The 22065-nt window shown below is 57.4% G+C and carries 16 protein-coding genes; 11 read left to right on the forward strand and 5 right to left on the reverse strand.

Annotated features, from left to right (window positions below; translation table 11 throughout):
* Nucleotides 1-45: 45 nt before the first annotated feature.
* On the reverse strand, nucleotides 46-1236 hold the full coding sequence (locus tag GOX66_RS19890) for an adenylate/guanylate cyclase domain-containing protein (RefSeq protein WP_170764837.1): 1191 nt from the start codon (nucleotides 1234-1236) through the stop codon (nucleotides 46-48).
* Nucleotides 1237-1508: 272 nt separating this feature from the next.
* On the opposite strand from GOX66_RS19890, the gene rplK reads away from it, so the two are divergent.
* Together rplK and rplA are read left to right on the forward strand one after the other, a co-directional pair.
* Complete coding sequence (rplK, locus tag GOX66_RS19895; RefSeq protein ID WP_037314971.1) at nucleotides 1509-1958, forward strand: 50S ribosomal protein L11; 450 nt, start codon at nucleotides 1509-1511, stop codon at nucleotides 1956-1958.
* 1 nt (nucleotide 1959) lies between these two features.
* Entirely contained in the window at nucleotides 1960-2664 is a 705-nt protein-coding gene (gene rplA / locus GOX66_RS19900) for a 50S ribosomal protein L1 (protein WP_170764838.1), read from the forward strand.
* Between the two features lie 73 nt (nucleotides 2665-2737).
* Here rplA and GOX66_RS19905 read toward each other — a convergent pair whose 3' ends face one another.
* The 3 genes from GOX66_RS19905 to GOX66_RS19915 form a co-directional block, all read right to left on the reverse strand.
* Complete coding sequence (locus GOX66_RS19905; RefSeq protein ID WP_170764839.1) at nucleotides 2738-3763, reverse strand: Hint domain-containing protein; 1026 nt, start codon at nucleotides 3761-3763, stop codon at nucleotides 2738-2740.
* 167 nt (nucleotides 3764-3930) lie between these two features.
* Nucleotides 3931-4764 (reverse strand): aminoglycoside phosphotransferase family protein, encoded by an 834-nt coding sequence (locus GOX66_RS19910; RefSeq protein WP_170764841.1) that lies wholly within the window; start codon nucleotides 4762-4764, stop codon nucleotides 3931-3933.
* 221 nt (nucleotides 4765-4985) lie between these two features.
* On the reverse strand, nucleotides 4986-6008 hold the full coding sequence (locus GOX66_RS19915) for a phosphotransferase (RefSeq protein WP_170764842.1): 1023 nt from the start codon (nucleotides 6006-6008) through the stop codon (nucleotides 4986-4988).
* Between the two features lie 416 nt (nucleotides 6009-6424).
* Here GOX66_RS19915 and rplJ point away from each other — a divergent pair, with 416 nt between their 5' ends.
* From rplJ to GOX66_RS19945, 6 genes are all read left to right on the forward strand, one after another.
* The gene (gene rplJ / locus GOX66_RS19920; protein ID WP_170764844.1) at nucleotides 6425-6943 is read left to right on the forward strand and encodes a 50S ribosomal protein L10; all 519 of its coding nucleotides are present in this window, start codon (nucleotides 6425-6427) and stop codon (nucleotides 6941-6943) included.
* 79 nt (nucleotides 6944-7022) lie between these two features.
* Nucleotides 7023-7397, forward strand: a complete 375-nt coding sequence (gene rplL, locus GOX66_RS19925; RefSeq protein WP_010441182.1) for a 50S ribosomal protein L7/L12 — start codon at nucleotides 7023-7025, stop codon at nucleotides 7395-7397.
* Nucleotides 7398-7648: 251 nt separating this feature from the next.
* Nucleotides 7649-11785 (forward strand): DNA-directed RNA polymerase subunit beta, encoded by a 4137-nt coding sequence (rpoB, locus tag GOX66_RS19930; protein ID WP_170764846.1) that lies wholly within the window; start codon nucleotides 7649-7651, stop codon nucleotides 11783-11785.
* Between the two features lie 52 nt (nucleotides 11786-11837).
* On the forward strand, nucleotides 11838-16079 hold the full coding sequence (gene rpoC / locus GOX66_RS19935) for a DNA-directed RNA polymerase subunit beta' (RefSeq protein WP_170764848.1): 4242 nt from the start codon (nucleotides 11838-11840) through the stop codon (nucleotides 16077-16079).
* A 250-nt stretch (nucleotides 16080-16329) separates the two neighbouring features.
* Nucleotides 16330-16812, forward strand: a complete 483-nt coding sequence (locus GOX66_RS19940; protein ID WP_170764850.1) for a hypothetical protein — start codon at nucleotides 16330-16332, stop codon at nucleotides 16810-16812.
* Between the two features lie 88 nt (nucleotides 16813-16900).
* Nucleotides 16901-17770 (forward strand): DMT family transporter, encoded by an 870-nt coding sequence (locus GOX66_RS19945; protein WP_170764852.1) that lies wholly within the window; start codon nucleotides 16901-16903, stop codon nucleotides 17768-17770.
* Here the strand turns inward: GOX66_RS19945 and GOX66_RS19950 are convergent.
* On the reverse strand, nucleotides 17755-18561 hold the full coding sequence (locus GOX66_RS19950; RefSeq protein ID WP_170764854.1) for a putative rhamnosyl transferase: 807 nt from the start codon (nucleotides 18559-18561) through the stop codon (nucleotides 17755-17757). The genes GOX66_RS19945 and GOX66_RS19950 overlap by 16 nt on opposite strands.
* A 395-nt stretch (nucleotides 18562-18956) precedes the next feature.
* Here GOX66_RS19950 and rpsL point away from each other — a divergent pair, with 395 nt between their 5' ends.
* The 3 genes from rpsL to fusA are packed head-to-tail and all read left to right on the forward strand — an operon-like array spanning nucleotide 18957 to nucleotide 21950.
* The gene (gene rpsL, locus GOX66_RS19955; RefSeq protein WP_005621086.1) at nucleotides 18957-19328 is read left to right on the forward strand and encodes a 30S ribosomal protein S12; all 372 of its coding nucleotides are present in this window, start codon (nucleotides 18957-18959) and stop codon (nucleotides 19326-19328) included.
* 15 nt (nucleotides 19329-19343) lie between these two features.
* Nucleotides 19344-19814 carry a 30S ribosomal protein S7 gene (gene rpsG / locus GOX66_RS19960; RefSeq protein ID WP_170446863.1) on the forward strand — a complete coding sequence of 157 codons (471 nt, stop codon included), beginning with the start codon at nucleotides 19344-19346 and terminating at the stop codon, nucleotides 19812-19814.
* Between the two features lie 18 nt (nucleotides 19815-19832).
* Complete coding sequence (gene fusA, locus GOX66_RS19965) at nucleotides 19833-21950, forward strand: elongation factor G (RefSeq protein ID WP_170764856.1); 2118 nt, start codon at nucleotides 19833-19835, stop codon at nucleotides 21948-21950.
* Nucleotides 21951-22065 lie beyond the last annotated feature (115 nt).

A 22065-nucleotide genomic window follows, 5' to 3' on the forward strand; every position in this document is an offset into this window, starting at 1 on the left:
CGGTCCGTGGAATTGAAATAAAGGGTGTCCTCCGGGCGCCCTTTTTTACGTTTGAGGCTGACGTAGCTGCCACACAGCCTGATCCCCGCCAAACCCTTTCAGAGATACGGTTCCTACTTTCTCACAAAGTCCGGGCAGAAATGCTGCGGCGGCCCCCGAAAGGACGTTGTCGCAATCCAGTTCCGTTGCCGCTGTAAGCAGGCGCGCCGTCAGATTGACGTCCGGCCCAATGGCCGTGAAATCCAGGCGATCGCCGCCGCCGATATTGCCGTAGTGGAAACGGCCGTGGTGAATCGCAGTGCGAACTCCCAGCTTATGATCGAATTCGGTCGTGAGCAGCGATTTCCAGCCCTCTTGTACGGCGGTAATGGCAGCTTTGATCTGAGTTTTCGGTGGAAGGTTTTTGCTGGTTGGGAAAATGGCAAAGAAACCGTCTCCCATGAACTTCAGAATCTCACCCCCATGCGCCATCACAGAAGGGGCGAGGCAATCAAAGGTGTCGTTCAACAGCCTGACCAATGCTTCGCCCGAAACGGAATTCGAAAGCCGGGTGAAGCCTTTGAGATCCGCAAACAGGATAACGGCTTCGATTTCGCCACCGTCACCACGATGTACTTTCCCCTCAAGAATTTGCGCTCCGCTGTTGCGGCCCACATAAGTCGACAACAAATAGGTTGCATCAAGTCGCAACATATAGGTTTCCGTCAGACGTGCGAGCGGTCCACGGACCCTTTCCAAAATGGCCAGATCCCGTTCGGAAAACCCGCCTGGTGTTGCGCACGACCATGTGCACACATGGGTATCTCCGTTGATGTAGATCAGGGGTTGCGCAAGGTAATCGGTGAACCCTTGCTCGCGCAGTTCACCCACGATGATGTAATCCTCGGGGCAGTTTGGGTCTTCTAAATGCCTGCGGACGGGTGTTCGACGCTCGATCACATGCGGCAAAGGGTTGTCCGTGTAAATCGCCGTCGTAAACAGCTGCGACGGGGCATCGACCCGGTCCACACCCTCACCGGCTTTCCACAAGAACCGTCGCCCCGTCAGGTTTGGGTGCAGAGTCCAGATGAACAATCCGAACCGGTCCACGGCGACGCCAGCATCCAGCAGGCGGGTACAGATACCCTCGATGATGTCGACAGCATTCGCCGCTGGGCGCGCACCGTCGATCATCCATTCAATCAAGGCATCAACCTTGGCTTGCTGTTGGCTCGGATCTGGCGATGGGGGCAACATATTTGCCTCGTGATGCGGTGCCGGGTCAGGTTTTGACCGGCTTTACAGAAATTCTGACGATCTTGGGCCGGGACTGCAAGTTTCATGCATGTGCGTGGGTTGGCGTTGTGCAAAAACGGCTTGCTATTCTCTGTGCGGGCTAGTAAGGCGCAGCTCTGTCGTCAAAAGCGGCAATCCCTGTGGGAGGCGAGGCGCACGCGTGCGCCGGATCGGACCACATCACACATATCTCTCAGATCGCGATCTGAGAGAGTTGAAAAAGGAGAAACCAAATGGCCAAGAAGCTTGCTGGTACAATGAAACTGCAGGTTCCTGCAGGTCAGGCGAACCCGTCGCCTCCAGTTGGTCCGGCGCTGGGTCAGCGCGGTATCAACATCATGGAATTCTGCAAGGCGTTCAACGCCAAGACCGCAGACATGGAGCAAGGCGCGCCTTGCCCGACCGTGATCACCTATTATCAGGACAAGTCCTTCACCATGGACATCAAGACGCCGCCCGCGTCTTATTACCTGAAAAAAGCAGCTGGTCTGAAGCCGGTCGGCAAGCGTAACCGTCCCCGCGGTGCGGAGAACCCCGGTCGCGAGACCGTGGCAACCGTGACCTCGAAGCAAGTTCGCGAAATCGCCGAAGCCAAAATGAAAGATCTGAACGCCAACGACGTCGAAGGCGCAATGCAGATCATCCTGGGCTCGGCCCGCTCCATGGGCATCGAGGTGAAGTAAGATGGCAAAACTCGGTAAACGTACCCGCGCTGCGCGCGAAGCTGTCGCCGGCAAGGAAAACCTGTCGGTCGAAGAAGCAGTTGCCTTGGTCAAAGCCAACGCAACCTCGAAATTCGACGAGACCATCGAAATCGCGCTGAACCTGGGCGTTGACACCCGTCACGCGGACCAGATGGTCCGTGGCGTTGTCGGCCTGCCGAACGGCACCGGTAAAACGATGCGCGTTGCTGTTTTTGCTCGCGGCCCCAAGGCGGACGAAGCGAAAGAAGCTGGCGCGGATATCATTGGCGCAGAAGACCTGATGGAAACCATTCAGGGCGGCACCATCGAATTCGACCGCTGCATTGCAACCCCTGACATGATGCCGATCGTCGGCCGTCTGGGTAAGGTTCTGGGCCCCCGCAACCTGATGCCGAACCCCAAGGTTGGCACCGTGACCATGGACGTAAAAGCGGCCGTGGAAGCAGCCAAAGGTGGTGAAGTTCAGTTCAAGGCGGAAAAAGGTGGCGTCGTGCACGCTGGCGTTGGCAAAGCGTCCTTCGACGAAGCCAAGCTGGCCGAAAACGTCCGTGCCTTTGTTTCGGCTGTGGCCAAGGCCAAGCCGTCGGGCGCTAAGGGCACCTACATGAAGAAAATCGCGCTGAGCTCGACTATGGGCCCCGGCGTGACGCTGGATGTGGCTGCTGCTGCAGGCGAATATGCCTGAGGCTACAGCTTAGACAGAATGAACCCGGGTTGCGGATGCGACCCGGGTTTTTCTTTTTCCGGTTTTTGTCGGGTCAGAGATAGGTGCAGAGCACGCTGGCCTCACGGGCGGTAATGGTGGCCGCCGCCGTGATTCTGAAGGCGTAGTCGGCGTGCTCCAGCGAAGGGAAAAGGGCAAGGATCTCCGCCCGCTGTGGCGACGAAACCGCGTATTTCGCATTGTCCGAAAAGTAATAGCTTTCTGTCAGCGTACCATTCGAGCGGACGACATGGTGCCGGTCAAACATGAAATGCGTGTAGCTGATGCGTTCCGCCTCGCGGACAGAAACGCCCGGAAGACCGCAGAGATGTTTTGCCGCCACCAATACTTCCGGTGATGCGAACAGCATGTCGGTCGCTGGAGATTGGATCAGGACCCGATGTTGTTGGGACACGACGAGTTCCCGTGTGTTGCCTATCGCTCCGGCTTCGATCACAACCGGAGCAAACGCGCCGTAACCGTGAACCTCGGTCGTAGCAATCCAGAGGATCGGTTGCAGCCCGCCGTCCCGGGTCCAGACAAGCTGCCCACGTTTGAGGTTTTGAACTTCAATGTCGCCTTTGGCGGTTTGGATTAGAATCCCCTCGCCAAAACACGTAATGTAATCGGTATAAGACGAGCCTCCGGCATTGGATCCGCTGATTTTGATATAGGACGTGCCGGGGACAAGGGGGGCGGATGTTCCATATCCCCAGACATCTTGCGTGACGCCATTCTGGGAAAACACATAGATATCGATCGTAGGCCCAGTCGGGTTTCCATTGGTGTCCAGGGCTTGCACGGTAATGATGGATTCGGATTCGACCTGAGTTCCGTTGGTAACAATTCCACCGCCATCGGTGATGACGTGGCCAGATTCCTGATCGTCATCAAAAACGTCCGAGCTTCCACTGGTATCATCCAGTGTCACCGTCGTTCCCGTTCCGCCGGAATACTGGAAAATGGTCCCGTTCGGGGTGTCCGAGTTGTTGATGATCGGATTGCCGACAATCCCTGCATCAGAGCTTGAGGTGACAACGAGGCTGGAGCTGTCCTGGGCGAAAAAACTGCGAAGTACCATTTACGCGGTATGACCTTTAAAACACGTGCCGTTTCTGGCCTTTCATCGAAGACCGCTCGATATGTTTATACCGGATATAAAATAGACTCGCCCTAAACAGTCAACCTAAGTTCTGCGGAGGGAATTCTTCACAATCCTGTCATCATGTTTCTGACAATTACTGGCCCCTACGGGTGTAAAAAGGCGAGGCGAAGCCGGTCGCACAGGCGTTGCCTCCTGTCCTCTTCGTACGCGCTGCAGTCGTGATCTAACTGCCACAAACTCAGCCAGTCCTTCAGCAGGCGCCCCCGGATGCAGAAATCCAGAATTTCCATGTGTACCGGGTGCCGGTAACGTCGAAAAAACATGTCTTTGTTGATTTTGAGAATGCCGCTGCGATCAACTTCTGCAGAATGTGCATCTCGGAAGATGTCCGATTTCAGGAAGTCGACGATATCATAAACGGCCAGTTTCTCGCGTGCCTCCGTAAAGTCCAGAGCGATCATTTCGCCTTGGCCGACAATCAGGTTCTGGCTGTGGAAATCCCCGTGCGAAAACACCTGTGTCTCGGGGATGCCTTTCAGATAGTGGGCAGCCTTTTCCAGCGCCGCCAGCATGGGTTGGCTTTCGCTAAGAATATGGTTCGGTACGGACTGGGTCAGATCCCGGATACCATCCGTCATCCAGCGCGGCCGAAACCCGTATTCTTTGGCGGGCTGGAACCTGTGCAGGTCATGCAACCAGGCGCCGGCGCGCCGATAGATCCGGGCAATCTGATCGTCATCCCTGCTGTTGTGAATCAGGTCTGCCGCCGTTGGACGGTCAATGAATTCTGATACGAAGAAGGTCTGGCTCGGTGAAAGATAGTAAGGGCGCACCACCCGCGAAGCCTCGTGCTGGTCAAAATGCACTGACAGAGCGGTCAATACCCCGAACTCTTTTTGCAACCTGCCCGTTGTGGGCGACTCGGTGTCTATTTTGAGCGCAAAGTCCTGTGCAGACGTCCGTATTCTGAGGACCATGCGTGTCTCGGGAAAATCGTGAGACCGATAGATACACTCAAATGGCCTAGGGTTGCGGATGTTGTGGTTCAGGGAGAACTCATCCACGCATTCGGCGGCGAGAATGCACTCGGCTTCGGAGAGGGGCAACATATCTTAGGGCATCAAGTGGCGTGATTGGATCGCCTATGTGGATCGCAGTTGGGAACGTATGTCAACGGGCGCGAAACCTATGATGGCTGCTATGATGGCGGTTCGAAATCGCCGCGTGGGCTAAAAGCACTTTTGGCGATGGGTCGCAGCCTTTTCAGGGTTCTTTGTTTTGCGTCCGTGCGATACTTTTTGTTTTGGGGCACCTGAAGAAGCGTTGACAGGATGCGGGGGTACTGGAGGAACCGAACGCCGGGGTCGTTTGGCCCGACAAGCGTGTACCCCTCAAAGAACGCCTGACGAACGTCATCAGGCACGACTTCGCCGGGTGGCAGAGCGCCGGCGGTGCGTGTGACTACCGTGAAATCGAGAAGAATTTTTGCGATGTCATGCCCAACAGGCACCAACTGATTGCTGGAAATGTCGAGCCCCACCAACCTTGTGCCATCAAGGATCAGATTTCGCATGTGAAAATAGCCATGTTGCGTGGCGGCGACCGTTTCCTGCCCCTCATAGGTCGATGCCTGTTCCAATACCCGGTCGATTCCTGCGAGGACCAGGTCTTTCGCGGCTACTTTTTCTGACCCAGCCAGGATCTTGGCTTGCAGATCCTTAAAGTACTTCACGGTATATTTGGGTTGAAACACACGCCGTTCATAGCATTGAGCGCGATGATAAGCGTCCAGCCATGTCGCCGCGTGCCTAAGCAGATTTAGTTGCCGCGGCACGTCCCCGCCGGCCCGCCGGACAAGTTCTCCGACGGTGTGACCTTCGATGAATTCCATCACCCAGGCCTGGCGCTCTGACGCCAGATAGACCGGTTTTGGCACCGTCAGCAAATTCGAATGAGCTAAGGCCCGGTAGGTGAGACTCTGGAGGTGGAAATGGGACGCAAAGTCCTTCTGGGACCGAGGCCTGAGTTGAAATTTGTAGGCGTACTTTGACCCGGACCAGTGCTCGGCCAAATAAACGATCCGGGAATTGTCGGGATCGTCCCGTCTGGACAATCGCGTCAGGGTCCATCCGACACGAGGCAGCCCGGCCTCCGCAGCCGTATCCGGCCACGCTTCTTTCGCGGAAACGTCCAGTTCAGTTTCCCCAGCGAACCAACTCATTTTCTGCTCATGCCTGGCCGTTATCCCGGCGATGTTATTTTGTGTCGTGGCAAAAGTGTTGCAAGTCGGGTCAAATTGCAAGCGAACGCGACCTGCCGGTACCTGGCGCAAGATGTCAAATGGCGGACGGTTTGGGGTATTTTACCTCTTGGAAACCCCACTTATCTGGCCTAAAGAGAACTGCGGAATAAAGCGTGCGATTCGTCGTGCGCTTTATTTTGTTTCGTCCAAGACGGTGGGTGGTGCCATTTGGCCCCTTAATTCCCTGCCTGAGACGGGTAAGACCAAAGAATTCTGAGGGTCCTGACCCTCGGGCGCATTTTGGCCAATCCCGTAATAACGGACCTGAACGCCGAAGCGAAAGCTGCGGCAAATATGAGCCGGGGTGAGATATCGCCCCAAACTTGGAGAGAACTGTGGATAGAGCCCAGAAAGAGAAAGTGGTCGAGGAACTCGGCCAAATCTTCGAAAGCTCTGGCGTCGTAGTGGTTTCGCACTACGCCGGTCTGACAGTTGCCGAGATGCAGGACCTGCGTTCGCGTGCGCGCGAAGCCGGAGGTGCCGTGCGTGTTGCCAAGAACAGGCTCGCCAAAATCGCCCTCGACGGAAAGCCATGTGAAAGCATTGCTAACCTGCTGACGGGTATGACCGTTCTGACCTATTCCGAGGACCCTGTGGCAGCAGCCAAGGTGGCCGAGGACTTCGCCAAGGATAACAAGAACTTTGAGATCCTCGGCGGTGCAATGGGCGAGAACGCTCTGGACCGCAAAGGCGTCGAAACAGTTTCGAAAATGCCGTCCCGTGAGGAGCTTATTGCTTCGATCGTGGGCTGCATTGGCGCACCTGCTTCGAACATCGCCGGCGCGATTGGCGCACCTGCAAGCAACATCGCAAGCATCCTTTCCACCATCGAAGAGAAGGCGGAAGCTGCGTAAGCGGTTGGCACTGAATGATCTGCGTAGGGTGAATACCCTGACGTTGGAACACACACTGTAAACGGAAAGAGCTGATAAAATGGCTGATCTGAAAGCACTCGCAGAAAGCATCGTGGGTCTGACCCTGCTGGAAGCACAAGAACTGAAAACCATCCTCAAAGACGAGTACGGCATCGAGCCCGCAGCTGGCGGCGCCGTCATGGTTGCAGCAGGCGGCGACGCCGGTGGCGCAGCCGAGGAAGAGAAAACCGAATTCGACGTCGTTCTGAAGAACGCCGGCGCTTCGAAAATCAACGTGATCAAAGAAGTTCGCGGCATCACCGGTCTGGGCCTGAAAGAAGCCAAAGAGCTGGTCGAAGCTGGCGGCAAGATCAAAGAAGGCGTGTCGAAAGACGAAGCCGAAGAAGTCAAAGGCAAGCTGGAAGCAGCTGGCGCCGAAGTCGAGCTGGCCTAAGCCATTCGACAGGTGCATCGCTGATGTGCCGAAAAATTTGGCTGGGTCCGGAGAAATCCGGGTCCAGCCGAACCTGTCTTAGAAAGGGCCTTAAATACTGGGGCATTTTCTAAGACGCGGTTCGCGGATCGGGAGGCTACCATTCGGGACGGTGGCCACGAATTGATCCGGACGTGTCGTCTCTAATGTGCAAGGCGCCGGGGCCCGACGGTGTCTTTGCCCGCTGAGAACATCGAAAGGTGACATCTGACATGGCTCAAACGTTCCTTGGCCAGAAACGTCTTCGTAAATATTACGGCAAAATCCGCGAAGTGCTGGAGATGCCAAACCTCATTGAGGTCCAGAAATCTTCTTATGACCTTTTCCTGCGCTCCGGCGATGCAGAGCAGCCCACGGACGGCGAAGGCATCAAAGGTGTGTTCCAGTCGGTTTTCCCGATCAAGGATTTCAACGAAACCTCCGTTCTGGAGTTCGTGAAATACGATTTGGAAAAACCCAAATACGACGTCGAAGAGTGCATGCAGCGCGACATGACCTACAGCGCGCCGCTGAAGGTCACCCTGCGCCTGATCGTGTTCGATGTCGACGAGGACACCGGTGCCAAGTCGGTCAAGGACATCAAGGAACAGGATGTGTTCATGGGCGATATGCCCCTGATGACGCCGAACGGTACGTTCATCGTGAATGGCACCGAGCGTGTGATCGTGTCCCAGATGCATCGCTCGCCCGGCGTGTTCTTCGACCATGACAAGGGCAAGACGCACTCCTCGGGCAAGCTGCTGTTTGCCTGCCGCATCATCCCGTATCGCGGCAGCTGGCTGGACTTTGAGTTCGACGCCAAGGATATCGTGTTCGCCCGTATCGACCGTCGTCGCAAACTGCCTGTGACAACCCTGCTGTATGCGCTGGGTCTGGATCAGGAAGCAATCATGGACGCCTACTACAACACCGTGTCCTATAAGCTGGACAAGAAGAAGGGCTGGGTCACGCCGTTCTTCCCCGAGCGTGTCCGCGGTACCCGTCCGACCTATGATCTGATTGATGCAAAATCCGGAGAAGTGATTGCCGAAGCAAGCAAGAAGGTCACGCCACGCGCAGTCAAGAAGCTGATCGACGAAGGCACGGTTACCGACCTGCTGGTTCCGTTTGACCATATCGTTGGCAAATTCGTCGCCAAAGACATCATCAACGAAGAAACCGGTGCGATCTATGTCGAAGCCGGCGATGAGTTGACGCTGGAATACGACAAAGACGGCGATCTGATCGGTGGCACTGTCAAAGAGTTGATTGATGCGGGCATCACCGACATTCCGGTTCTGGACATCGACAACATCAATGTCGGTCCCTACATGCGCAACACCATGGCGCAGGACAAGAACATCGGCCGCGAAAGCGCGCTGATGGATATCTACCGCGTCATGCGCCCGGGTGAGCCGCCCACCGTCGAAGCGGCGTCGGCTCTGTTCGACACGCTGTTCTTCGACAGCGAGCGTTATGACCTGTCTGCCGTTGGCCGCGTGAAGATGAACATGCGCCTGGCTCTGGACGCGCCGGACACCCTGCGCACTCTGCGCCGCGAAGATATCGTGGCCTGCATCAAGGCACTGGTGGAACTGCGTGACGGCAAAGGCGACGTGGACGATATCGACCACCTCGGCAACCGTCGTGTGCGCTCGGTCGGCGAACTGATGGAAAACCAGTACCGCGTCGGTCTGCTGCGCATGGAGCGCGCGATCAAAGAGCGTATGTCGTCGGTCGAGATCGACACCGTCATGCCGCAGGACCTGATCAACGCGAAACCGGCTGCGGCTGCTGTTCGTGAATTCTTCGGCTCGTCGCAGCTGTCGCAGTTCATGGACCAGACCAACCCGCTGTCGGAAGTCACTCACAAACGCCGCCTCTCGGCGCTTGGCCCTGGTGGTCTGACGCGTGAGCGTGCGGGCTTTGAGGTTCGCGACGTACACCCGACCCACTATGGCCGGATGTGCCCGATTGAAACGCCGGAAGGCCCGAACATCGGTCTGATCAACTCGCTGGCCACCTTTGCCCGCGTGAACAAGTATGGCTTCATCGAAACACCGTACCGCGTTGTTAAAGACGCCGAGGTGACCGATGAGGTTCACTACATGTCCGCGACCGAGGAAATGCGTCACACCGTGGCGCAGGCGAACGCGACCTTGGATGCGGATGGCAAGTTCATCAACGATCTGGTTTCGACCCGTCAGGCCGGTGACTACACTCTCGCCCCGCGCGAGAATGTTGATCTGATTGACGTGTCGCCGAAACAGCTGGTCTCGGTCGCTGCATCGCTGATCCCGTTCCTTGAAAACGACGACGCCAACCGCGCTCTGATGGGCTCGAACATGCAACGTCAGGCGGTTCCGCTGCTACGGGCCGAAGCGCCGCTGGTCGGTACCGGGATCGAGGAAAAGGTTGCAATCGACTCGGGCGCTGCGATTCAGGCGAAACGCGCTGGTATCATCGACCAGGTCGATGCCCAGCGTATCGTTATCCGCGCCACCGAAGATCTGGAACTGGGCGACGCTGGCGTTGACATCTATCGTCTGCGCAAGTTCCAGCGTTCGAACCAGAACACCTGCATCAACCAGCGTCCGCTGATCAAAGTGGGTGACACCGTCCAGAAGGGCGAGGTCATTGCCGATGGTCCGTCGACCGATATGGGTGAGCTGGCCCTTGGTAAGAACGTGGTCGTCGCGTTTATGCCGTGGAACGGTTACAACTACGAAGACTCGATCCTGATCTCGGAACGTATCGCGCGTGACGACGTCTTCACCTCGGTCCATATCGAGGAATTCGAAGTCGCCGCCCGTGACACCAAGCTGGGCCCGGAAGAGATCACCCGCGACATCCCGAATGTCGGCGAAGAAGCGCTGCGCAACCTCGACGAAGCGGGCATCGTTTACATCGGTGCGGATGTTGAGCCGGGCGATATTCTGGTCGGCAAGATCACTCCGAAGGGCGAAAGCCCGATGACCCCGGAAGAAAAGCTGCTGCGCGCCATCTTTGGTGAAAAAGCATCTGACGTGCGCGATACCTCGCTGCGCGTGAAGCCGGGCGATTACGGTACGGTCGTGGAAGTCCGCGTCTTCAACCGTCACGGCGTCGAAAAAGACGAGCGTGCGCTGCAGATCGAGCGTGAGGAAGTCGAACGTCTGGCCCGCGACCGGGACGACGAACTGGCGATCCTGGACCGCAACATCTATGCGCGTTTGCACGGCATGATCCTTGGCAAGACCGCTGTCAAAGGCCCGAAAGGTGTCAAGCCGGGGTCGGTGATCACCGAGGAGCTGCTGGAAACTCTGACCCGCGGTCAGTGGTGGCAGCTGGCGCTGGAAGACGAGCAAGACGCACAGATCGTCGAGGCTCTGAACGAGCAGTACGAAGTACAGAAGCGTGCTCTGGACGCCCGTTTCGAAGACAAGGTCGAAAAGGTCCGCCGTGGCGACGACCTGCCGCCGGGTGTGATGAAGATGGTCAAAGTCTTCATCGCCGTGAAGCGTAAGCTGCAGCCGGGCGACAAGATGGCCGGTCGTCACGGGAACAAGGGTGTGATCTCCAAGGTTGTTCCGATGGAAGACATGCCGTTCCTGGCCGATGGTACTCCGGTCGACTTCTGTCTGAACCCGCTGGGTGTGCCTTCGCGTATGAACGTTGGTCAGATCCTTGAAACCCACATGGGGTGGGCCGCACGCGGTCTGGGTCTGAACATCGACGACGCACTGGGTGAATACCGCCGTTCCGGCGACCTGACCCCGGTTCGCGAAGCGATGAAGCTGGCTTATGGCGAGAATGTCTACGAAGAAGGCATCACCGGTCTGGACGAGGATGGCCTGATCGAGGCTGCGGGCAACGTGACCCGCGGTGTTCCGATCGCAACCCCGGTCTTTGACGGTGCCAAAGAGGCGGACGTCAACGACGCGCTGGTGCGTGCGGGCTTCTCGGAAAGCGGTCAGTCGGTTCTGTTCGACGGTCGTACCGGTGAGCAATTCGCACGTCCGGTCACCGTGGGCATCAAGTACCTGCTGAAACTGCATCACCTTGTGGATGACAAGATCCACGCGCGTTCGACCGGGCCGTACAGCCTGGTTACCCAGCAGCCGCTGGGTGGTAAGGCGCAGTTCGGCGGTCAGCGCTTTGGTGAGATGGAAGTCTGGGCTCTGGAAGCTTACGGTGCCGCCTACACCCTGCAGGAGATGCTCACCGTGAAATCGGATGACGTCGCCGGCCGGACCAAGGTCTATGAGTCGATCGTCAAGGGCGAGGATAATTTCGAAGCGGGCGTACCGGAATCGTTCAACGTTCTGGTGAAAGAAGTCCGTGGCCTCGGCCTGAATATGGAACTCCTGGATGCGGAGGTTGAGGAGTAAGGGCCTCGGCCCTTCCTCCCGTCCCCCCTTCCGCAAAATTTGAGGTATCAAAATGAACCAGGAAATCACCAACAACCCGTTCAACCCGTTGACGCCGCCGAAGGTTTTCGACGAGATCAAGGTCTCGCTGGCGTCGCCTGAACGGATCCTGTCTTGGTCCTATGGTGAGATCAAGAAACCCGAAACCATCAACTACCGGACGTTCAAGCCTGAACGTGACGGTCTGTTCTGCGCGCGTATCTTTGGCCCGATCAAAGATTACGAATGTCTGTGCGGCAAGTATAAGCGGATGAAGTATCGCGGCGTTGTCTGCGAGAAATGCGGTGTGGAAGTCACCCTGCAGAAAGTCCGCCGCGAGCGTATGGGCCACATCGAACTGGCAGCACCCGTTGCGCATATCTGGTTCCTGAAATCGCTGCCGTCCCGCATCGGTCTGATGCTGGACATGACGCTGCGCGATCTGGAACGTGTTCTGTACTTTGAAAACTATGTCGTCATCGAGCCCGGTCTGACTGACCTGACCTACGGCCAGATGCTGACCGAAGAAGAGTACATGGACGCGCAGGACGCTTACGGTATGGACGCGTTCACCGCCAATATCGGTGCTGAAGCCATCCGCGAGATGCTGGCCCAGATCGATCTGGAAGCCGAAGCTGAGCAGCTGCGCGCTGATCTGGCCGAAGCAACCGGCGAGCTGAAGCCCAAGAAGATCATCAAGCGTCTGAAGGTTGTTGAAAGCTTCCTCGAGTCGGGCAACCGGCCCGAGTGGATGGTCATGACCGTGATCCCGGTCATTCCGCCGGAACTGCGTCCGTTGGTTCCGCTGGATGGTGGCCGTTTCGCGACCTCGGATCTGAACGATCTGTATCGCCGCGTCATCAACCGGAACAACCGTCTGAAGCGTCTGATCGAACTGCGCGCGCCTGACATCATCGTCCGCAACGAAAAGCGGATGTTGCAGGAATCCGTTGACGCTCTGTTCGACAACGGCCGTCGTGGCCGCGTGATCACCGGCGCCAACAAGCGTCCGCTGAAATCGCTGTCGGACATGCTGAAAGGTAAGCAGGGTCGTTTCCGTCAGAACCTTCTGGGCAAACGCGTCGACTTCTCGGGCCGTTCGGTCATCGTGACCGGTCCGGAACTCAAGCTGCACCAGTGTGGTCTGCCCAAGAAGATGGCGCTGGAGCTGTTCAAGCCGTTCATCTACTCGCGCCTTGAAGCCAAGGGTCTGTCTTCGACCGTGAAACAGGCGAAGAAACTGGTCGAGAAAGAGCGTCCCGAAGTTTGGGATATCCTCGACGAGGTGATCCGCGAACACCCTGTCATGCTGAACCGTGCGCCGACGCTGCACCGTCTTGGCATTCAGGCGTTCGAGCCGGTGCTGATCGAAGGTAAAGCGATCCAGCTGCACCCGCTGGTCTGTTCGGCCTTTAACGCCGACTTCGATGGTGACCAGATGGCCGTTCACGTCCCGCTGAGCCTTGAGGCCCAGCTGGAAGCGCGCGTTCTGATGATGTCGACGAACAACGTTCTGTCGCCCGCAAACGGCGCACCGATCATCGTTCCGTCGCAGGATATGATCCTGGGTCTGTACTATGTGACCCTGGAACGCGAAGGTATGCCGGGTGAAGGCAAGGTCTTTGGTTCGATCGACGAAGTTCAGCATGCGCTGGATTCGGGTGAGGTGCATCTGCACACCAAGATCACCGCGCGGATCACGCAGATCGACGACGAAGGCAACGAGGTTCAGAAGCGTTTCGAGACCACTCCGGGCCGTCTGCGCCTGGGTGCCTTGCTGCCGATGAACAACAAGGCGCCGTTCGAGCTGGTCAACCGCCTGCTGCGTAAGAAAGAAGTGCAGCAGGTGATCGACACCGTCTACCGTTACTGCGGTCAGAAAGAGTCGGTCATCTTCTGTGACCAGATCATGTCGATGGGCTTCAAAGAAGCGTTCAAGGCGGGCATCTCGTTCGGTAAGGACGACATGGTCATTCCCGATGACAAGTGGGGCATCGTTGATGACACCCGCGGTCAGGTGAAGGACTTTGAACAGCAGTACATGGACGGCCTGATCACTCAGGGCGAAAAGTACAACAAAGTTGTCGATGCCTGGTCGAAGTGTAACGACCGCGTAACCGAGGCGATGATGAGCACGATCTCGTCGTCGGATCGGGCAGCGGACGGGTCTGAACAGGAACCGAACTCGGTCTACATGATGGCCCACTCGGGCGCGCGTGGCTCGGTTACTCAGATGAAACAGCTGGGCGGTATGCGCGGCCTGATGGCCAAGCCGAACGGCGACATCATCGAGACGCCGATCATCTCGAACTTCAAGGAAGGTCTGACCGTTCTTGAATACTTCAACTCGACCCACGGCGCCCGTAAGGGTCTGTCGGACACCGCTCTGAAGACGGCGAACTCGGGTTACCTGACCCGTCGTCTGGTGGACGTCGCGCAGGACTGCATCGTTCGCGAGATCGACTGTGGTACCGAGCGTGCGATCACGGCTGAGGCTGCGGTCAACGACGGTGAGGTTGTTGCCTCGCTGGCCGAGCGTGTGCTGGGCCGTGTGGCTGCCGACGATGTTCTGCGTCCGGGTACGGATGAAGTGATCGTGGCCGCTGGTCAGCTGATCGATGAACGTATGGCCGACACCATTGATGAGGCTGCTGTTGCGTCAATGCGCATCCGCTCGCCGCTGACCTGTGAGTCGGAAGAGGGCGTCTGCGCCACCTGCTACGGTCGTGACCTTGCACGCGGTACCATGGTGAACACGGGTGAGGCCGTCGGCATCATCGCCGCGCAGTCTATCGGTGAACCCGGTACGCAGCTTACGATGCGGACCTTCCACATCGGTGGTGTTGCGCAAGGTGGTCAGCAGTCGTTCCAGGAAGCCAGCCAGGACGGTGTCGTTTCCTTCGAGAACCCGCAGATCCTGGTCAATTCCGCAGGCGAAAGCCTGGTTATGGGCCGGAACATGAAGCTGGTGATCAAGGACGAGCATGGTGAAGAGCGTGCCAGCCACAAGCTGGGCTACGGCTCCAAGCTGTTCGTCAAGGACGGCACAAAGGTGGCCCGTGGCGACAAGCTGTTCGAATGGGATCCCTACACCCTGCCGATCATCGCCGAGAAAGCCGGTACTGCGAAATACGTTGACCTTGTTTCGGGCATCGCTGTCCGCGATGAGACCGACGAGGCAACCGGCATGACCCAGAAGATCGTGATCGACTGGCGCGCGGCCCCCAAAGGCAGCGACCTGAAGCCCGAGATCATTCTGGTTGGCGAAGATGGCGAGCCGGTCCGCAACGATGCGGGCAACCCGGTTCACTATCCGATGTCGGTGGATGCGATCCTGTCGATCGAAGACGGTCAGCAGATCGAAGCCGGTGAAGTTGTTGCGCGTATCCCGCGTGAAGGTGCCAAGACCAAGGACATCACCGGTGGTCTGCCGCGAGTGGCCGAACTGTTCGAAGCCCGTCGTCCGAAAGATCACGCGATCATCGCAGAAGCCGATGGTTACGTGCGCTTTGGCCGCGACTACAAGAACAAGCGCCGCATCAGCATCGAACCGGCTGACGAGTCCATGGAGACCATCGAGTACATGGTACCCAAGGGTAAGCACATCCCGGTCGCCGAAGGGGACTTCATCCAGAAGGGTGAATACCTGATGGACGGTAACCCGGCCCCGCATGACATCCTGTCCATCATGGGTGTCGAAGCGCTGGCGGATTACATGATCGACGAGGTGCAGGATGTTTACCGTCTGCAGGGCGTGAAGATCAACGACAAGCACATCGAGGTCATCGTGCGCCAGATGCTGCAGAAGTGGGAGATTCTGGATTCAGGCGACACCACCCTGCTGAAGGGCGAACATGTCGACAAGCAAGAGTTCGACGCGGCCAACGAGAAGACCATCGCTCGTGGCGGGCGTCCGGCACAGGGCGAGCCGATCCTGCTGGGGATCACCAAAGCCTCGCTGCAGACGCGTTCGTTCATCTCGGCGGCCTCGTTCCAGGAAACCACCCGCGTGCTGACCGAAGCTTCGGTTCAGGGCAAGAAGGACAAGCTGGTTGGCCTGAAAGAGAACGTCATCGTTGGTCGCCTGATCCCGGCCGGTACCGGTGGTGCGACACAGGCCGTGCGTCAGGTTGCGCAAGGTCGCGACAACGTAGTGATCGAAGCCCGTCGGGAAGAGGCCGAAGCCGCCGCTGCTCTGGCTGCTCCGATGGTCGAAGACGACATGGTTGGCGACGAGCTGGACGTTCTGGTGGAAACCCCGGAAAGCCGCGAGTAACTGGCTCATTACAGAAACGAGGAAAGGCCCTGCGAATTCGCGGGGCCTTTTTTTGGACGCCTGACAACTGCGGTTCAACCAGCTGTCCGTGATGGCAGAAACCCACCCAAGAACCCAAGGTTCTGACCCTAACGTTGCAGCAAGTCTACAGCATCATTAAAAAAACACCTTGGGGCTGCACCTGACTTGCCGCTCTGCAACCTTAGATTTAGCTCTATGCCAGAATTGATTGAAAGCAATGAGTTTAACTATGGGTACAGAGCAAAGTTCGTTTCAGGATCGTATTGAGCGCATCAGGAAGAACGCGGAAGAGACCTCCAGCAAGGCGCCACCCCCAAGGACCGACAGCATCTGGCAGCGGCTGGGATATCCTGCCTCGTTTGTTGGGGCGTTTGTCCTTGGTGTTTTCGCCGTCTTCCTGACCCGGTATATTCAGTATCACACAGTTGGCGTGCCGGAAGGTGGCCAGTTGGATGCTCAGGAAATCATCAATATCGGCCTTGCAAGCGGGGCAGGGTTTTTCGTCTCGTTTTTTCTGAGAGACCGACAAAAGGAATTCGCCAGCAGTGTCACGATGGGCGTACTCGTGACTACGTTCACCTATCACAATCTGGTGTGGAAATACCCAGATTTTTTCGAAGTAGTTTACGGCGAGGACTGGGTGGAATTCGTCGAGAAACTGACCGAGCCATCCAGCCTGTATCTGTTCGGCAACATCGTCAAACTGGGGTGATCAGAGGCGGGAAGGCTGTTGCGATATTGACATCCATCATGGGACCTTTGCCAATACTGCGTGTTGCCTAGCGTGGAGCCCAAGCAGAATGACCCCGAATGCGAAAGGTGCGCTGCTGATGATGGGCAGCATGGCGGCCTTTACTTTCAACGATGCTCTGATCAAGGCTGCCGGGGCAGAGATACCGCTGTTTCAGATGGTGGCGATGCGCGGTACTCTGGCGACGATCCTGGTGTATCTGCTGGCACGTCACCTCGGGGCGTTGCACCTGGATTTTCCACGGCATGACAAATGGCTCGTCGCGGCACGATGTCTGGCCGAGCTTTCGGCCACGATCTTCTTTCTGATTGCGTTGCTGCATATGCCGCTGGCCAATGTGACCGCCGTTCTTCAGGTCTTGCCGCTGACCGTGACTCTGGGGGCGGTTCTTTTCTTCGGTGAACATATAGGGTGGCGCCGAATTCTGGCGATTGCAATGGGGTTCGCTGGCATGCTGCTGATCGTACGCCCCGGCCCGGACGGGTTCAGCGTGTATGCGATCTACGCCCTGATTGCGGTTGCGTCAGTAACGGTGCGGGATCTGATCACGCGGCGCATGTCGATCCATGTGCCATCGCTTACCGTCACATTGGCGACGACGGTGACAATCACCTTGACGGGGATTGTGGTCACGGCCGTATCGGGCTGGGAACCGGTTCAGGCCGGAGCCGGTCTGATGGTGGCTTCCGCGGCCGTGTTTGTGCTGGCAGGTTACCTGTGCAGCGTCATGGTCATGCGTGTCGGTGATGTCGGCTTTGTCGCACCGTTCCGGTACTCCAGTCTGATCTGGGCCTTGGGCCTTGGATGGGTCGTGTTCGGTGACTGGCCGGACACGGTTACGATGTTTGGGGCTACACTCGTCGTTGGTGCAGGCATGTTCACGCTGTTCCGCGAACGCTCGCGTCAGGTCGCGGAGTGAACCCGCCGAACCACGTCCTGTTCGATAGCGAAACGCGCGATGAATTCGCCTTCCAACTCAGGTGTCAAAGGGGAAAGTTCGGCGGTGCTGTTGCGAGCGTGGGGCGAGTCGTTGAACTGGTTCAAGGTGCGCACCCACATTGGTGCATCGGGGTAGCTGACTACCGGCATGAAATTCCCGATCCGGTGATGGGCGAAGTTCATGATCGTCTGTTCGCATCTGCCGAGCACATGCATTGCGAAACCAACCCCCAATAGAGGACGAAATACCTGTGCCGCCTGAATGCCTTCGGCGTCGAACCGGGCCAGGAACCCCTGATTATAGTCGATGGCAACGGTTCTGTTATTCGCCATCAAGCCTTCGCCTTCAATGGCGGCGATGCGCAGACGTTCGACGAAATCCACTGATACGGCATCGTCGTCGTCATGGCGGAATTGCAGGCATGGAGAGTCCGGATTGTCACGGGCGGCGTTCAGGATCTCTTTCATCACCCGACGGTGCCGCATCGGCTTTCGGGCTATTATCTTCACCTGCTTCATGCCTGCGGTCAGATCGTGCAGCCGGTCAAAGGCGGGTTTTGGCAGGCATTCACCGATCACGATGAGAAACTGAAAATCCTCATCTGTCTGTTCTTTGAAACAGGGCAGGGTGGTGGCTTCGAACAGGCGGAACCGTTCTTCCAGGCGGGCAGGGTTGTAGAGATAACGCCTGCGTTCCTCGATTGTGTCATGTTCGATCTGAAAGCCGCCGTAAGCGGGGTAGGAAAAGCGACACAGGCCGATAACTTGCATGAATCATCCATGGAACAGCGTATTGTGCGGACTATGCCTGCACCACCCGCGCCCCGCAATGTCCCCGGCACTGGAATTCCACGCCGGGCCCTGGCAGTTCCACGCAACCGGGTCAACCAACTACCTAATTTGGTGTGCTGTTGACACCCGGGCCGACTCCCCCTATTACCCGCCACATCTCGGTACTGGGGGCCGCCCCATAACCGATTCCAGTAATGAACTGGTCAAGGCCCGGACAATTTTGCAGTTCGCGCCCTCTGATAACAAACCGCGACGTTCACCTCGGAATGGGAACGCTCGCGGATTTTGCGCTTGTGGACGCACGAGTGCAGCGAATTTAGCCGCACGCAACCGCGTGCATGTCATGTGTGTTGCAAAACGGGGAAGAAACCGGAATGCCAACTATTCAACAGCTGATCCGCAAACCGCGGCAGCCCAAAGTAAAACGCTCGAAGTCCATGCACCTGGAGCAGTGCCCGCAGAAACGCGGCGTCTGCACCCGCGTGTACACCACCACACCGAAAAAGCCGAACTCGGCTATGCGTAAGGTTGCCAAGGTGCGCCTGACCAACGGGTTCGAGGTCATCTCGTACATCCCCGGTGAAAGCCACAACCTGCAGGAACACTCGGTTGTTCTGATCCGTGGCGGCCGTGTAAAAGACCTTCCCGGTGTGCGTTACCACATCCTGCGCGGTGTTCTGGATACTCAGGGCGTCAAAGACCGTAAGCAGCGTCGTTCGAAATACGGCGCGAAGCGTCCCAAGTAAGAAGGAGAGGCTGATATGTCACGTCGTCACGCCGCCGAAAAACGCGAAGTCCTGCCTGACGCCAAATTTGGCGACAAGGTACTGACCAAATTCATGAACAACCTGATGATCGACGGCAAGAAGTCGGTCGCAGAGCGCATCGTCTACAACGCCTTTGACCGCGTTGAGACCAAGATCAAGCGCGCTCCTGTCGAAGTGTTCCACGAAGCGCTCGACAACATCAAACCGTCGGTCGAGGTTCGCTCGCGCCGGGTTGGTGGTGCAACCTATCAGGTTCCGGTCGAAGTGCGCCCCGAGCGCCGCGAAGCACTGGCCATCCGCTGGCTGATCACTGCTGCGCGTGGCCGCAACGAAAACACCATGGAAGAACGCCTTGCCGGTGAACTGCTGGACGCCGTACAGTCCCGTGGTACGGCCGTGAAAAAGCGCGAAGACACCCACAAGATGGCCGAGGCGAACAAAGCCTTCAGCCACTACCGTTGGTAATTCCAGAGGCTTATCAAAATGGCACGCGAATATACACTCAACCATTACCGTAACTTCGGTATCATGGCGCACATCGATGCAGGTAAGACCACCTGCTCGGAGCGTATCCTGTATTACACTGGTAAATCCCACAACATCGGTGAGGTGCACGATGGTGCAGCCACCATGGACTGGATGGAGCAGGAGCAGGAACGCGGCATCACTATCACCTCGGCTGCGACCACCACCTTCTGGGAACGCACCGAGGACGGTCAGACCGCTGACTCGCCGAAACACCGCCTGAACATCATCGACACCCCCGGCCACGTTGACTTCACCATCGAAGTTGAACGTTCGCTGGCGGTTCTCGACGGTGCCGTTTGCGTTCTGGACGCAAACGCCGGTGTTGAGCCCCAGACCGAAACCGTGTGGCGTCAGGCTGACCGCTACAAGGTTCCGCGTATGGTCTTCGTCAACAAGATGGACAAAATCGGCGCAGACTTCTTCAACTGCGTTCGCATGATCGAAGACCGCACCGGCGCCCGCGCGGTTCCGGTTGGTATTCCGATCGGTGCAGAATCCGAGCTGGAAGGCCTGGTTGACCTGGTTACCATGGAAGAATGGCTGTGGCAAGGTGAAGACCTGGGCGCAAGCTGGGTCAAAGCACCAATCCGCGACAGCCTGAAAGACATGGCTGACGAATGGCGCGGCAAGATGATCGAAGCGGCCGTCGAAATGGACGACGACGCGATGATGGAATACCTGGAAGGCAATGAGCCCGACGTTCCAACCCTGCGCGCCCTGCTGCGCAAAGGTACTCTGGAAATCGCGTTCGTTCCGGTTCTGGGTGGTTCGGCGTTCAAGAACAAAGGCGTTCAGCCTCTGCTCAACGCTGTGATCGACTATCTGCCCAGCCCGCTGGACGTTGTCGATTACATGGGCTTCAAACCCGGCGACGAGGAAGAAGTTCGTGACATCGCCCGTCGTGCCGATGACGACATGGCCTTCTCGGGTCTGGCGTTCAAAATCATGAACGACCCCTTCGTTGGCTCGCTGACCTTCACCCGGATCTACTCGGGCACCATGCAGAAGGGTGACTCGATCCTGAACTCGACCAAAGGTAAGAAAGAGCGCATCGGTCGTATGATGATGATGCACTCGAACAACCGGGAAGAGATCGAAGAAGCGTTTGCAGGCGACATCATCGCGCTGGCGGGTCTGAAAGACACCACCACCGGTGACACCCTGTGTGATGCGAAGGATCCGGTGGTTCTGGAAACCATGACCTTCCCCGATCCGGTGATCGAGATCGCGGTTGAGCCCAAAACCAAGGGCGACCAGGAGAAGATGTCCCAGGGTCTGGCCCGTCTGGCCGCCGAAGACCCGTCTTTCCGTGTGGAAACTGATCTGGAATCCGGTCAGACCATCATGAAAGGCATGGGCGAACTTCACCTGGACATCCTGGTGGACCGTCTGAAGCGCGAGTTCAAAGTCGAGGCGAACATCGGTGCACCGCAGGTGGCATACCGTGAAACCATCTCGATGCCGGTTGAACACACCTACACCCACAAGAAACAGTCGGGTGGTTCGGGTCAGTTCGCGGAAGTCAAGCTGGAGATCCAGCCGACCGAAGCGGGCGAAGGCTATTCGTTCGAAAGCCGCATCGTTGGTGGTGCCGTTCCGAAGGAATACATCCCCGGTGTTGAAAAAGGCATCAACTCGGTTATGGACAGCGGCCCGCTGGCCGGCTTCCCGGTGATCGACTTCAAGGTTGCCCTGCTGGACGGCAAGTTCCACGACGTTGACTCGAGCGTTCTGGCGTTCGAAATCGCATCGCGGATGTGTATGCGTGAAGGCATGCGCAAAGCTGGCGCGAAGCTGCTGGAACCGATCATGAAGGTCGAAGTGATCACCCCGGAAGAATACACCGGCGGTATCATCGGCGACCTGACCTCGCGTCGTGGCCAGGTATCTGGTCAGGAACCGCGCGGCAACGCGATCGCGATCGACGCGTTCGTTCCGCTGGCGAACATGTTCGGCTACATCAACACTCTGCGTTCGATGTCGTCGGGCCGTGCCCAGTTCACCATGCAGTTCGACCACTACGATCCGGTTCCGCAGAACATCTCGGACGAGATTCAGGCGAAATACGCATAAGCGAAGATTTGAGGGAGCTCGGGTACCGGGCTCCCTTCATTACCGAAAAAGGAGGCCATCATGGCAAAGGAAAAGTTTGAGCGTAATAAGCCGCACGTCAACATCGGCACGATTG

This window comes from Ruegeria lacuscaerulensis (genome assembly GCF_013031245.1).
Classification (GTDB): domain Bacteria; phylum Pseudomonadota; class Alphaproteobacteria; order Rhodobacterales; family Rhodobacteraceae; genus Ruegeria; species Ruegeria lacuscaerulensis_C.

Excerpts from the sequence above, each read along its gene's own strand:
- rpoB (WP_170764846.1), top strand. The coding sequence starts at position 7,649 with ATGGCTCAAACGTTCCTTGGCCAGAAACGTCTTCGTAAATATTACGGC.
- rplA (WP_170764838.1), top strand. The coding sequence starts at position 1,960 with ATGGCAAAACTCGGTAAACGTACCCGCGCTGCGCGCGAAGCTGTCGCC.
- GOX66_RS19940 (WP_170764850.1), top strand. The coding sequence starts at position 16,330 with ATGGGTACAGAGCAAAGTTCGTTTCAGGATCGTATTGAGCGCATCAGG.
- GOX66_RS19915 (WP_170764842.1), bottom strand. The coding sequence starts at position 6,008 with ATGAGTTGGTTCGCTGGGGAAACTGAACTGGACGTTTCCGCGAAAGAA.
- rplK (WP_037314971.1), top strand. The coding sequence starts at position 1,509 with ATGGCCAAGAAGCTTGCTGGTACAATGAAACTGCAGGTTCCTGCAGGT.
- GOX66_RS19910 (WP_170764841.1), bottom strand. The coding sequence starts at position 4,764 with ATGGTCCTCAGAATACGGACGTCTGCACAGGACTTTGCGCTCAAAATA.
- rplL (WP_010441182.1), top strand. The coding sequence starts at position 7,023 with ATGGCTGATCTGAAAGCACTCGCAGAAAGCATCGTGGGTCTGACCCTG.
- rpsL (WP_005621086.1), top strand. The coding sequence starts at position 18,957 with ATGCCAACTATTCAACAGCTGATCCGCAAACCGCGGCAGCCCAAAGTA.
- GOX66_RS19945 (WP_170764852.1), top strand. The coding sequence starts at position 16,901 with ATGACCCCGAATGCGAAAGGTGCGCTGCTGATGATGGGCAGCATGGCG.
- rpsG (WP_170446863.1), top strand. The coding sequence starts at position 19,344 with ATGTCACGTCGTCACGCCGCCGAAAAACGCGAAGTCCTGCCTGACGCC.
- GOX66_RS19890 (WP_170764837.1), bottom strand. The coding sequence starts at position 1,236 with ATGTTGCCCCCATCGCCAGATCCGAGCCAACAGCAAGCCAAGGTTGAT.
- fusA (WP_170764856.1), top strand. The coding sequence starts at position 19,833 with ATGGCACGCGAATATACACTCAACCATTACCGTAACTTCGGTATCATG.
- GOX66_RS19950 (WP_170764854.1), bottom strand. The coding sequence starts at position 18,561 with ATGCAAGTTATCGGCCTGTGTCGCTTTTCCTACCCCGCTTACGGCGGC.
- GOX66_RS19905 (WP_170764839.1), bottom strand. The coding sequence starts at position 3,763 with ATGGTACTTCGCAGTTTTTTCGCCCAGGACAGCTCCAGCCTCGTTGTC.
- rpoC (WP_170764848.1), top strand. The coding sequence starts at position 11,838 with ATGAACCAGGAAATCACCAACAACCCGTTCAACCCGTTGACGCCGCCG.